This is a genomic window from Gordonia sp. CNJ-863, from assembly GCF_001942325.1.
GTDB classification, from domain to species: domain Bacteria; phylum Actinomycetota; class Actinomycetes; order Mycobacteriales; family Mycobacteriaceae; genus Gordonia; species Gordonia alkanivorans.
Map to the genome: position 1 here is coordinate 1 of NZ_MKKG01000014.1, position 12255 is coordinate 12255.

At 66.8% G+C, this 12255-nt stretch carries 8 protein-coding genes and 4 pseudogenes; 4 read left to right on the forward strand and 8 right to left on the reverse strand.

What is annotated here, in order from left to right; genetic code table 11:
• Positions 1 to 310: 310 nt before the first annotated feature.
• From BJF87_RS09075 to BJF87_RS09090, 3 genes and pseudogenes are all read right to left on the reverse strand, one after another.
• Positions 311 to 808 carry a PPOX class F420-dependent oxidoreductase gene (locus BJF87_RS09075; protein ID WP_035751256.1) on the reverse strand — a complete coding sequence of 166 codons (498 nt, stop codon included), beginning with the start codon at positions 806 to 808 and terminating at the stop codon, positions 311 to 313.
• A gap of 123 nt (positions 809 to 931) precedes the next feature.
• Positions 932 to 2083: pseudogene (locus tag BJF87_RS09080) on the reverse strand (IS3 family transposase).
• Positions 2084 to 2172: 89 nt separating this feature from the next.
• Positions 2173 to 2907: an IclR family transcriptional regulator gene (locus tag BJF87_RS09090; RefSeq protein ID WP_075862971.1), complete on the reverse strand. Its 735-nt coding sequence runs from the start codon at positions 2905 to 2907 to the stop codon at positions 2173 to 2175.
• A 95-nt stretch (positions 2908 to 3002) separates the two neighbouring features.
• Here BJF87_RS09090 and leuC point away from each other — a divergent pair.
• The 3 genes and pseudogenes from leuC to BJF87_RS09105 all read left to right on the forward strand — a co-directional run bounded on the left by leuC (position 3003) and on the right by BJF87_RS09105 (position 5890).
• A pseudogene (gene leuC, locus BJF87_RS09095) lies at positions 3003 to 4438 on the forward strand (3-isopropylmalate dehydratase large subunit).
• 50 nt (positions 4439 to 4488) lie between these two features.
• The gene (leuD, locus tag BJF87_RS09100; protein ID WP_075862972.1) at positions 4489 to 5082 is read left to right on the forward strand and encodes a 3-isopropylmalate dehydratase small subunit; all 594 of its coding nucleotides are present in this window, start codon (positions 4489 to 4491) and stop codon (positions 5080 to 5082) included.
• Positions 5083 to 5265: 183 nt separating this feature from the next.
• Positions 5266 to 5890: pseudogene (locus tag BJF87_RS09105) on the forward strand (HU family DNA-binding protein).
• An 80-nt stretch (positions 5891 to 5970) separates the two neighbouring features.
• Here BJF87_RS09105 and BJF87_RS09110 read toward each other — a convergent pair.
• The 3 genes from BJF87_RS09110 to cofC all read right to left on the reverse strand — a co-directional run bounded on the left by BJF87_RS09110 (position 5971) and on the right by cofC (position 10012).
• Complete coding sequence (locus tag BJF87_RS09110; RefSeq protein ID WP_035751261.1) at positions 5971 to 6891, reverse strand: NUDIX hydrolase; 921 nt, start codon at positions 6889 to 6891, stop codon at positions 5971 to 5973.
• A gap of 39 nt (positions 6892 to 6930) precedes the next feature.
• Positions 6931 to 9126 (reverse strand): RNA degradosome polyphosphate kinase, encoded by a 2196-nt coding sequence (locus BJF87_RS09115; RefSeq protein ID WP_006359369.1) that lies wholly within the window; start codon positions 9124 to 9126, stop codon positions 6931 to 6933.
• A gap of 136 nt (positions 9127 to 9262) precedes the next feature.
• Positions 9263 to 10012 carry a 2-phospho-L-lactate guanylyltransferase gene (cofC, locus tag BJF87_RS09120; protein ID WP_075862988.1) on the reverse strand — a complete coding sequence of 250 codons (750 nt, stop codon included), beginning with the start codon at positions 10010 to 10012 and terminating at the stop codon, positions 9263 to 9265.
• A gap of 125 nt (positions 10013 to 10137) precedes the next feature.
• Between cofC and BJF87_RS09125 the strand changes: the two are divergent.
• Positions 10138 to 11144 (forward strand): annotated as a pseudogene (locus BJF87_RS09125) (NAD(P)H-dependent glycerol-3-phosphate dehydrogenase).
• Positions 11145 to 11180: 36 nt separating this feature from the next.
• On the opposite strand, the gene BJF87_RS09130 reads toward BJF87_RS09125, so the two are convergent.
• Positions 11181 to 11819 (reverse strand): DUF3515 domain-containing protein, encoded by a 639-nt coding sequence (locus tag BJF87_RS09130; protein ID WP_035751263.1) that lies wholly within the window; start codon positions 11817 to 11819, stop codon positions 11181 to 11183.
• 9 nt (positions 11820 to 11828) lie between these two features.
• Positions 11829 to 12122 (reverse strand): Lrp/AsnC ligand binding domain-containing protein, encoded by a 294-nt coding sequence (locus tag BJF87_RS09135; protein ID WP_006359365.1) that lies wholly within the window; start codon positions 12120 to 12122, stop codon positions 11829 to 11831.
• Between the last annotated feature and the right edge of the window lie 133 nt (positions 12123 to 12255).

Here is a 12255-nt window from a genome sequence, read left to right on the forward strand (position 1 = left end):
ACGAAGGTCTCCCGGTTGTGAAGTGTGTGTCGTAGCAGCTCCACTTCACGACGGGAGACCTTCGCTGTTCAACGACCCACTACCGCGTGTCGTCGCAATCCCTCAACCAACCTGCCTGGGCAGTACATCTAGCGGCCTAGGACGCGCCCTCTCAAGGCGGTAGCGCGGGTTCGAATCCCGTCGGGGCTACAGAAGCACCCTCCCTCTGTCCAGCAGGGGGAGGGTGCTTTTCTCTGTGCGACAGAGCAACTCGCCCGTATCGCGATGTGGTGATCGCGAGACGGGCGAGTCCGTGAGTGCGGGGATTGGGTTACAGGTACTGCGCGGTGCTTCCCGACGCCGGCATCTCCGGGATGCCGAGCTTGCGGTGATCCCACGAGCGGACGCGTGAGGGCACCAGGCGGACGGCCACGCGCTTGTGCATCATCTGCTCGACGAAGGGACGCGACTCCTCGGTGTAAGGGGCCGTGTAGCGCTCCCAGACGCTGATCCCTATCTTCAGGCAGGAGTCGGGGTCGTCGAGGATCTCGGCGGTTCCCTCGAAGCTGACGCCGCGCAACGTGTCGTAGGTGTCGCCGTCCTCGATCATCACCGTGCACCGGTTGTTGCGGCGGAGGTTGACCGCCTTCTGCGACTTGGACTTCGTCTCGAACCAGATCTCGCCGTCGATGACGCCGTACCACATGGCGACGAGGTGGATGCCGCCGTCGGGGCCCGTGGTCGCGAGGGTGGCCGTGCGGCTGCGTGTGACGAAGTCCTCGATCTCGGCGTCGGACATGACGATCTGGTTGCGTTGGTTGACTCCCATGTGACGAAGCTATCCGACGGACCCGTCGCACGGAACGGTCACTATCGGGAGCGGCCGTGAAGGTTGGCAGGTCCCCGATAACCGGTCCAGTCGGTCCTAGAGCCAGTTCTTACTTGCGGTCGGTCAGTCGATCTCGCAGCCCACGGGGTGGTGCTGGTGGGTGCATCGGGCAGCGTACTCGGCCGGGGTCTTGTAGCCCAGCGCTGAGTGGCGGTGTCGGTGGTTGTGGTCGTCTTTGAAGTCTTCGATGACCACGCGGGCCTCCAACAGGGTGGGCCAGCAGTTGCGGTTCAAACACTCGTCGCGCAACCGGTTGTTGAACGACTCGATGAACCCGTTGTTCCACGGCGTGCCAGGCGGAATGTAGGAGATCCCCACCGACCCTGCACAGAACGTCTGGAGGGCCTCAGAGATGAACTCAGGGCCGTTGTCCATGCGCAGCACCTTCGGTGGGCCACCCCAGATCGCGAAGGTCTTCTTCAACTCCTCGATCAACCGGTCGGCGGCGATCGAGCGATCCACAATGTTGAGCAGCGACATCCGGGTGTGTTCATCGACCATGGACGCGATCTTGATCTTGTGTCCGTCGACAGTGGAGTCGAACTGAAAGTCCAATGCCCACACCACTTTCGGTGCGTCCGCGGTGACAATCGGCACCGACGACTGGCCGGCCCGTTTACGCCGCGGCGCCCGGCGCCCGGCGCACCTGCAATCCTTCTTCCTTCCACAGCCGGTGGACCTTCTTCTTGTTCACGGTGTCGCCTTCGTCGAAACGCAGCCAGGCCCACGCCCGACGGAACCCGTGGCGTGGGTTCTGACGGGCGTAGGTTCGTAGCTGCTGGCGCAGGCCAGCATCCGGGTCAGCCGGGGTGTGCGCTTGCGGCAGTTGACGATACGCTGAACGAGCAAGCCCAACAACCTTGCACGCCTTGCGTTCTGACATGTTCATCACGTCTTTGAGCATGTCGATGGCGGCGCGTTTGGCGGTTGGGCTCAGAATTTTCCCTTGGCGATCTCCCGTAGCGCGTCCTTCTCCAACTCGGCATCGGCGAGCAGCCGCTTGAGCCGGCCGTTCTGCTCACGCAGCTCCTTGAGCTCCTTGGCCGCGTCACCGTCCATGCCGCCGTACTGGCGGCGCCAGTTGTACAACGTCGCTGCCGACACCTCGAGGTCGGCGGCGATCTCCTCGCCGGTCTTGCCCTGCGCCGCCAACTCGTCAGCCCGGCGCAACTTGCGCACAATGTCCTCTGCCGAGTGGCGCTTGCGTCCTGCCATGATCCTCATCGTCCCTTCTCTGCCCTCAACAGGGCAATCAGGACTCTAAAACAGACCGGACCGGTTCACGGGGGACACGCCAAGGTGACTCAGGCGCGGGAGGTCTGCAGGCGCTTGTGGATCGCGTCTGCGGCGGCGAGGAGATCGGCGGCCCACCGGGCGCCGGGCCGTCGGCCCATGCGGTCGATCGGGCCGGACACCGAGATCGCCGCGACGACGTCGCCGTTGCCGTCGCGCACGGGCGCAGAGACGCTCGCCACGCCCGCGGCACGTTCGCCGGCACTCTGGGCCCAGCCGCGGCGTCGGATCTCGTGCAGTGTCCGTTCACCGAAGACGCTGTCGTGCAGCAGTGCGCGCTGCGTCGCGGGGTCGGCCCAGGCGAGCAGGACCTTGGCCGCGGAGCCGGCGGTCATCGGGAAGCGCGTTCCGACGGGCACGGTGTCGCGGAGTCCGGTCGGCGGTTCCATCGCCGCCACGCACACGCGCTCGGCACCTTCGCGGCGATAGACCTGTACCGATTCGCCGGTGATGTCGCGGAGCCGGGGAAGGACCATCAGGGCCGACTCGGTCACGGGATCGTGGGCGGATGCGGCGAGTTCGCCGAGGGCCGGCCCCGGCTGCCAGCGGCCGGTGATGTCGCGGGCGAGGAAGCGGTGGGTCTCGAGACCCACCGCCAGACGGTGGGCCGTGGCACGCGGGAGCCCGGTCCGCTCGCACAACTCCGAGAGGTTGCACGGGGCCTCCGCGATGGCATGGAGCACAGCCACGGATTTGTCGAGTACGCCGATTCCGCTGCTGACTCCGGATGCGCTATCCTTTCCCATAGGACGATACTAGCTGTCCAAATAGTGAGATGCACGTTTCATCGCGAGATGGGCGTGCACCGTCCGCCGAACCCGAGAAGATATCGAGTGCAGCCATGAGCAACAGCCCAGCCCAGCCGCTTACTCTTGCCGAGAAGGTCTGGCGCGACCACGTTGTCGTGCCCGGTGAAGCAGATGCGTCCGGAACCAGGAACCCGGACCTGATCTACATCGACCTCCATCTCGTGCACGAGGTCACCAGTCCGCAGGCCTTCGACGGCTCCGGTTGGCGGGACGTCCCGTGCGGCGTCTCGACCTGACGATCGCGACCGAGGACCACAACGTCCCGACGATCGACATCGACAAGCCGATCGCCGACCCGGTGTCGCGCACCCAGGTCGACACCCTCCGCAAGAACTGCGAGGAGTTCGGTGTCCGGCTACACCCGATGGGTGATGTCGAGCAGGGCATCGTGCATGTCGTCGGCCCGCAGCTGGGTCTGACGCAGCCCGGCATGACCGTGGTGTGCGGTGACAGCCACACGGCCACCCACGGCGCCTTCGGATCGATCGCGATGGGTATCGGCACCAGTGAGGTGGAGCACGTCCTCGCCACGCAGACGCTTTCGCTGCGTCCGTTCAAGACGATGGCGATCAACGTCGACGGCGAGCTGCCGCCCGGCGTCACGGCCAAGGACCTCATCCTGGCGATCATCGCCAGGATCGGCACCGGCGGTGGGCAGGGATACATCCTCGAGTACCGCGGCGAGGCGATCCGCAAGCTCTCGATGGAAGCCCGGATGACCGTGTGCAACATGTCGATCGAGGCCGGCGCCCGCGCCGGGATGATCGCTCCCGACGAGGTCACCTACGAGTTCCTCAAGGGGCGTCCGCACGCCCCGAAGGGTGCCGAATGGGATGCGGCTGTTGCCTACTGGGACAGCCTGCGCACCGACGACGACGCCGTCTTCGACGCCGAGGTCCACATCGACGCCACCGAGCTGACCCCGTTCGTCACCTGGGGAACCAACCCGGGCCAGGGCGCCCCGCTGGGATCGACCGTTCCGAACCCCGCAGAGTTCGGTGACGAGGTCGCGTCGAGCGCCGCTGCGAAGGCCCTCGAGTACATGGACCTGAAACCCGGTACGCCGTTGCGTGACATCAAGGTCGACACCGTCTTCGTCGGATCGTGCACCAACGGTCGCATCGAGGATCTGCGCGCGGTCGCCGACGTGCTCAAGGGGCGCAAGCTCGCCGACGGCATGCGGATGCTCATCGTGCCCGGCTCGATGCGGGTCCGCGCCCAGGCCGAGGAAGAGGGTCTCGGGGAGATCTTCCTGAACGCCGGCGCCGAGTGGCGTCAGGCCGGTTGCTCGATGTGTCTGGGAATGAACCCGGATCAGCTCGCGCCCGGCGAGCGTTGCGCGTCGACGTCGAACCGCAATTTCGAAGGGCGGCAGGGCAAGGGCGGACGGACCCACCTGGTGTCCCCGGCTGTCGCGGCCGCGACCGCGATCCGCGGGACGCTGTCCGCTCCGGCCGATCTCGGTTGAGTAACCCCCAGACCACATTCCAGACAACTTCCGAACAGGGGCTTTGAAAAATGCAGCCGTTCACCGAACACACGGGCATTGGCGTCCCGCTGCGCCGCAGCAACGTCGACACCGACCAGATCATCCCGGCCGAGTACCTGAAGCGCGTGACCCGCACGGGCTTTGAGGACGGTCTGTTCGCCGGGTGGCGCACCGATCCGGACTTCATCCTCAACAACGAGCCGTGGAGCAACGGCTCGGTGCTCGTCGCCGGTCCGGACTTCGGCACCGGTTCCTCGCGCGAGCACGCGGTGTGGGCGCTGTCCGATTTCGGGTTCCGCGTGGTGATCTCGTCTCGTTTCGCCGACATCTTCCGCGGGAACGCCGGTAAGGCCGGGCTCGTCGCTGCCCAGGTCGAGCAGTCCGACGTCGAATTGCTGTGGAAGCGACTCGAAGAGAGTCCCGGGATGGAAATCACGGTGAGCCTTGTCGATAAGACCGTCACCGCCGGAGACCTCGTGGTGCCGTTGGCAATTGATGACTACACGCGGTGGCGCCTGATGGAGGGTCTCGACGACATCGGATTGACGTTGCGCCAGGTAGACGCGATTTCCGAGTACGAATCGAAGCGCCCGTCGTTCAAACCGAGGACTCTCGAGGACTGACCGGAGACCCTTGTCGGCCGCGCGAACGGCCGGGTCCCGCCGAAGCGGAGACCTTGTGAGCTGACATGCGATTTCGCAACACGGCGTCTTAATTGGCGTGGAAGATGGACGTTTTCAAATTCGACGTTTACCGTGTGTTGGTAGCTGGCCGAAAATCGGTCAGATCAGCTTGCGGAGGTACTCATGAACAAGGCGGAGCTCATCGATGAGCTGACCAAGAAGCTCGACGCGGATCGCAAGACTGCGACTGAAGCCGTCGAGCTCGTCGTCGACACGATCGTTCGCGCGGTCCACAAGGGCGAGAGCGTGACGATCACCGGCTTCGGTGTTTTCGAGAAGCGGAAGCGCGCGCCGCGCGTGGCTCGCAACCCGCGCACGGGCGAGACCGTGAAGGTCCGTGCTACTTCGGTTCCCGCGTTCCGTCCGGGCGCTCAGTTCAAGGCCGTCGTGGCCGGCAAGCAGAAGCTTGCTGCCAGCGGTCCGGCTGTGAAGCGCGGCAGCGGCACCACCACCACGGCGGCCAAGAAGGCGGCCCCGGCGAAGAAGACCGCGGCAAAGAAGGCCACCCCGGCCAAGAAGACCGCGGCCAAGAAGGCGCCGGCCAAGACCACGGCAGCGAAGAAGACCACCGCGGCCAAGAAGCTGCGCCGGCGAAGAAGACGACCGCAGCAAAGAAGACGACGACCGCGGCGAAGAAGACCACCGCGGCCAAGAAGCTGCGCCGGCGAAGAAGACCGCGGCAAAGAAGGCTCCGGCCAAGAAGACTGCGGCCAAGAAGGCTCCGGCCAAGAAGTCGACGCGTCGCTGAAAACCGGCCCGGTAGGGCAAACCTCTCAGATCAACCCCTGGTGACTTCCCCGCCAGGGGTTGATCTGTGTCCGGGGGTGCTCAGCCCGGGGGCAGTGGACTCGCGATGTGATCGGCCGCCACGAGCCGGCCGTCGAGAAGAGAGCAGACCCATACGCTGCCCTTGCGGTTCGACGCCTTCGGCAGCGTGATCCCGTCCTGCTCGGCCCACCATTCCATGAGCGGCGGGATCACCTTGCCCTGGCTGCACACCGCCAGGGTGTCCGGCATCTCGGACGCCAGCTCCCGGATCCGGCGTTGTGCCGCCGCCGGATCCGCGCGGTAGACCTCTTCGGAGAGATCCGGCTCGCTCCGCGCCTCGACCTCGAGGCGGTCCCGCAGCGGCTCGAGCGTCTGCTCGCAGCGCACCCGATCTGCGGCGTGAACCCGACGGGCGCCGAAGGCCAGCAGAAGGGGGACGAGCGCCGCCGACTGCGTGCGTCCGACGGCGTCGAGCGGACGGAGGCGGTCGTCGCCCTTGTACTGAGAGCGCCGACCGGCCTTGGCGTGGCGCACCAACAACAGGGTGTGCAGATCGGCCGGCAGCCGCGTGAACTCGCTCAGGATCTCGCGATCCAACTCGTGGCTCAGTGTCTCACGCGCCTTCTCGACCGTGAGCCAGCGCAATTCGTCGACCTCGTCGTCCGGGGTGAACGCAGCGTCGCCACCGCGCGCCGACCAGTAGCGCACGTGTTTGCGACCTGCCTCGACGTCGTAGTGGACATCGCCCAGGTGCCGTCCGAGGACGACGTGTTGTCCGGTCTCCTCGGCGATCTCGCGAACCGCGGTGTCGACGAGGGTCTCGCCCGATTCACCCTTGCCCTTCGGGATCGTCCAGTCGTCGTAGCGCGGCCGGTGGACGACGGCGATCTCCACGTCCTCCGTCGCCGTCGAGCCCGACGTCCCCGGACGCCAGACCACGGCGCCCGCGGCCCACACATCCTTCGGCGGGTTCTTACTCATCGGTGATCACCGTCGGGACGGGGCGCCGAGATCGGCCGGTCACGAAATGGTCTCCGGCCGACGACGATTGCGGCGCATCATCTGCCGCTGGTGATCGCGGACCTCTTCGCCGGCGGCGGGTGAGGCCACCCAGCTACCGTCGGTCTGCAGGACCCAGCAACGGGTGCGGGGGTCGAGGGCCGAGTCGAAGATGTCGCCGAGCTCGCCGGCAAGACGCTTGTCGCGTACGTTCACCATCACCTCGACGCGGCGGTCGAGATTGCGGTGCATCATGTCGGCGCTGCCGATCCAATACTCGTTCTGGGCACCGAAATGCAGGATTCGCGAGTGCTCGAGGAACTGACCGAGGATGGACCGGACGTTGATGTTGTCGCTGACACCTTCCATCCCCGGGCGCAGTGCGCTGATGCCGCGGACCACCACGTCGACCGGAACCCCGTTCTGGGACGCGCGATACAGCGCGTCGATCACCTGCTCGTCGACCAGCGCGTTGGCCTTCAGCTGCACGCGGGCACGATCGTCGCCCGCGCGGAACAGTTCGATCTCGCGGTGGATTCGCTCGATGATGCCCGCCCGGATGCCCTGCGGGGCAACGAGGATGTTCCGGTACTCCTTCTTGCGTGAGTATCCGGTCAGCGTGTTGAACAGGTCGGTCAGGTCCGCGCCGATGTCGGGGGCGGCCGTCAGCAGGCCCACGTCCTCGTACAACCGCGCGGTCTTCGGGTTGTAGTTGCCGGTGCCGATGTGGCAGTAGCGCTTGATCGTCGAGCCCTCACGCCGCACCACGAGACACGTCTTGCAGTGCGTCTTGAGTCCCACGAGTCCGTAGACGACGTGCACTCCCGCCTGCTCGAGTTGCCGGGCCCACTTGATGTTGGCCTGCTCGTCGAAGCGGGCCTTGATCTCCACCAGCGCCACGACCTGCTTGCCTGCCTCGGCGGCGTCGATGAGCGCGTTGACGATCGGGGAGTCACCCGAGGTGCGGTACAGCGTCTGCTTGATCGCGAGGACCTGAGGGTCGGCCGCGGCCTGTTCGATGAAGCGCTGCACGCTCGTCGAGAACGAATCGTAAGGGTGGTGCACGAGGACATCACCCTCGCGCAGCGTGGAGAAGACGCTCTTGGGCGTCTCCCGTTCGCCGAACGCCGGGTGCGTGCCCGGCACGAACGGGCGGTCCTTCAGATGCGGCCGATCGAGGTCGTAGAGCTCGAAAAGCGAAGACAGATCGAGCAGACCGGGCACCTGGATGACGTCGGCCGGGTTCACGTCGAGTTCGCGCAGCAACAGTTCGAGCATGTGCTCGCTCATGTCGTCGGCCACTTCGAGTCGGACCGGCGAGCCGAACCGGCGTCGGGCGAGTTCCCGCTCGAGCGCCTGCAGGAGATCCTCGTCGCGATCTTCCTCTACCTCGAAGTCGGCGTTGCGGGTGATCCGGAAGGCGTGATGCTCAACGACTTCCATGCCAGGGAACAGGTTGCCCAGGTTGGCGGCGATGAGGTGCTCCATGGGGAGGTACACCGCCTGTTTGGGGCGCCCGTCGTCGGCGCCGCGGTACGGCACCAGCTGATCGACCCGGATGAAGCGGTTCACATTGTCGGGGACCTTCACTCGCGCGAAATGCTCGCCGCTCTCGTTGATGTCTTTGACGGTCACCGCGAGGTTCAGCGACAGGCCGCTGATGTACGGGAACGGGTGAGCCGGGTCGACGGCCAGCGGCGTCAGGACGGGGAAGACCTCGTCCTGGAAGTAATCGACCATGCGGGCGCGTTGTTCGTCGGTCAGCTGCGACCAGGAGACGACATAGATGTCGTTGGCGGCCAACGCCGGCCGGACCGAGTCGAGGAAGACGCGGGCATGGCGGTCGGCGATGCTCTGCGTGCGGCCGGCGATGCGCATCAGCTGCTCGCGCGGGGACAACCCGTCGGCGGACCGGACCGACAGACCCGTCTCGTCGCGACGCTTCAGGCCGGCGACCCGGACCATGAAGAACTCGTCGAGGTTGGAGGCGAAGATGGCGAGGAACTTCGCCCGCTCGAGGAGCGGCAGCGAGGTGTCCTCGGCGAGGGCCAGCACACGGGAGTTGAAGTCGAGCCAACTCAATTCGCGGTTCAGGTACCGGTCCTCGGGCAGGTCCGCGGACTCGTCGGGGACGAGGGTTGCGGCCGGCGGTGCATTGGGGATCGGCGTGGTCGTGACCGTTGCGGTGGTCGTTGAGGTGTCGTCGGCAGGGCTCACCCGTCAATCATGGCTCAAACTCACCGCGCTTGGGATGGGTCGGAGGCCGGAACCTCACCGTCGGCGGCACGATGTCCGAATCGGCACGGTGCGACAGGCGAAGTCGCGCACCCTCAGACGTGACGCGGACCGATCGTCACAGACGACGCAGAGCGTCGGCGGTGTGGAGGCCGAGGCCGAGTGCGCGTGCGGCGTCGAGATCGGTTGCGGTGTCGACGTCCGTACGCAGATCGGTCCACCGCGTGTGCGCGGGGTCGAGTTCGACGGCGCCGGCGGCTCGGTGCGCAGCCGCCGATCCCGGGCCGAAACGCGGTGCGTCGTCGAGCGCGCCGGGGTCGTCGGGGGTGAAGGTGCCGTGCAGCAGAACGGTGCCGGTCCCGTCGCGGTCGGTGAGGAAGCTGAGTCGGTGGGCCGGCGCCTCCTGCAGAACCTCGCGCATCGAGTCGCTGGTGGCAGCGGGCAGATCGGCCTGGACGAACACGACCCGCGTCGAATCCGGCCACGTCTCCCGCGCCCACCGTGCACCGTGACCGAAGGCGACGTTGAGTCCCGGGCCTGCGGGCGGGGAGACCACCTCGGGCAGCCCATGGGTACCGGCGCGTTGCGCGGCGGCGAGCACGTCGTCGTCGGGACTGACGACCACCACCCTCGAGACGCCGGCACCGCGCAGCGCCTCGACCGTGTCGAGGAACATCGCCAGGACCAGCCAGCCGCGGGTCGTCGGATCGTCGTGGCCGAAGGCCGACGCCAGCGTGGCCGCCAGCCTCGACTTCGCGCGATGCAGACTCTTGACCGCCAGCACGGCCGCGACCGTCGCCCCGCCGGCCGCGGGGCTCCCCGAGGCGGCGCTGAGGTCGACGCTCATGTCGACGGCGCTGTGGTCCATGCTGACCATCATGGTCCACCACGGGACCGTGGGTGACATTCCGGGTCGGTCAGAAGTGGACTGGCATTAGGGTGGGCAGGTAGTCGTTCGGTCCGGTGAAACGGACACGGGGCAGGAGGAGTGCGGTGCGCGCGGCGGTCATGGGTGCTGGTTCCTGGGGTACGGCGGTGGCGAAGGTTCTCGTCGACGCGGGGACCGAGACGGTCATCTGGCTCGACGCCCGGAACTGGCCGATGCGATCAACTCCGAACACGTCAATCCGAACTATCTGTCGGACATCACGCTGCCCGGAGAACTCACTGCGACCAGCGACCCGGTGGCGGCCCTGAGCGGCGCCGACATCGTTGTCTGCGGGGTGCCGTCGCAGTCACTGCGGGAGAATCTCAAGCAGTGGACTCCGCACATCGGCTCCGATGCGTCGCTGGTGTCGCTCGCCAAAGGCATCGAGACCAGCACGCTGCTGCGGATGAGCGAGGTCATCGCCGAGGTCACCGGAGTGGCCGACGACCGGATCGCGGTGCTCACCGGACCCAACCTCGCGCACGAGGTCGCCGAAGGGCAGCCCGCGGCGACCGTGATCGCCTGCACCGACGAATCACGCGCGGTCACCCTGCAGAGTGCTTTCAGCACGCGCTACTTCCGCCCCTACACCAACACCGACGTCATCGGATGCGAGATCGGCGGCTCGGCGAAGAACGTGATCGCCCTCGCGTGCGGTATCGCCAGCGGCGTCGGATTCGGCCAGAACACGCTCGCCACGATCATCACCCGCGGTCTCGCCGAGACCATCCGCCTGGGCGTTGCCGTCGGCGCAGAAATCGAGACCCTCGCCGGACTCGCGGGTGTGGGCGACCTGGTCGCAACCTGCTCGTCCCCGCTGTCGCGGAACCGGAGCTTCGGTGCGCGGCTGGGCGAAGGGGCGACGATGGCCGAGGCGCAGGCGGCCACCAACGGGCAGGTCGCGGAGGGCGTGAAGTCGTGTTCGTCGGTACGCGCGCTCGCCGAGAAGCATCAGGTCCCGATGCCGCTCACGGACGCGGTGCACAAGGTGTGCCACGACGGGCAGTCGGTCGCCGACGCCATCAACTCACTGCTCGGCCGCAGTGCCAAGCCGGAGATCTACCGGGACTGAGCCCGGCGGAGCCGACCCGCGGAATCCGGCGGCAGGTCAGCCGAAGTCGAGTGGGCCGCGTTCGAGTGTCTGGTCGATGAAACCCGAGATGTCGGTGATCGGACCGTTCCCGGCATTCGACGGAACCCACAGCGCGACGTAGGGACGGTGGTCGACGCATACGTAGGCCTGGCCGGAGCCGTCGACGGTGTCGGTGATGAACCACTGCACACCGGCCTGGCCCGCGGCGTGGATCTCCTGGAGGTTGCTCGTCGGGGACAGTTCCGCCGGACGGGTCACACCGCAGCGGAGCGTCAGATCGTCGCCGGACCCCTCCGCGGGCCAGGTCGCGCGGTCCCCGGAGATCTCCTTGCTGCCGAATCCCTCGAACGTCTGCGGCACCGCCTCGAGCAGTCGCGTGCAGTCCGCTGATGCGCTGCCGTCCGCGGCATAGGACTCGACGGGATTCACTGTGTCGGGGCGCAGCGCGGCGAACGCTATGAATCCCGCGATCACCATGATGGGGATGGCGACGAGGGTCGCGATGAGCGCAGGACTCAGCCGGGAGTCGGTGCCGTAGCGCTCGTCGGCGACGGGGTCCTCGGTGGCTGTGGCGTCGTCGCCACGGGCCGGGTCACCGGCGACCGGGTCGTCCACGGGATCCTGCGGGGTGTCATCCGAACCTGCTGACGTCACGCCACCACATTAGGAGCCGTGCACGTCTGCGCCGACGCCGGGACCGGGGAACCGTGACCCGCGGGTGTTGCCGACCACCGAGCAGGTCAGGGTGCGGGTGATCCCGTCGACCTTCTGGATCTGAGGAACCACATTCTCGGTGAGTTGCGTCGCATCGGCGGCATCCACCCGGACGATCACGTCATAGGGTCCGCTGACCTCTTCGGATGAGGCGACCCCCGAGATCTCGGCGATCGTCGCCGCCGCCAGGGCGGCTCTACCGACCTCGGTCTGGATCAGTATGTATGCCTGAACCACGGACATCCTCTCCGTTCGTGCCCCATCGCCGACACGGGCTGTCGAATCCGGCGGCAATGGGTGCTGCGCGGCGAACACCGTTCGCCGTGAGCCCAATACACTGTGGCACACATTGTCACCGACAAACCCGCTCGCGCGC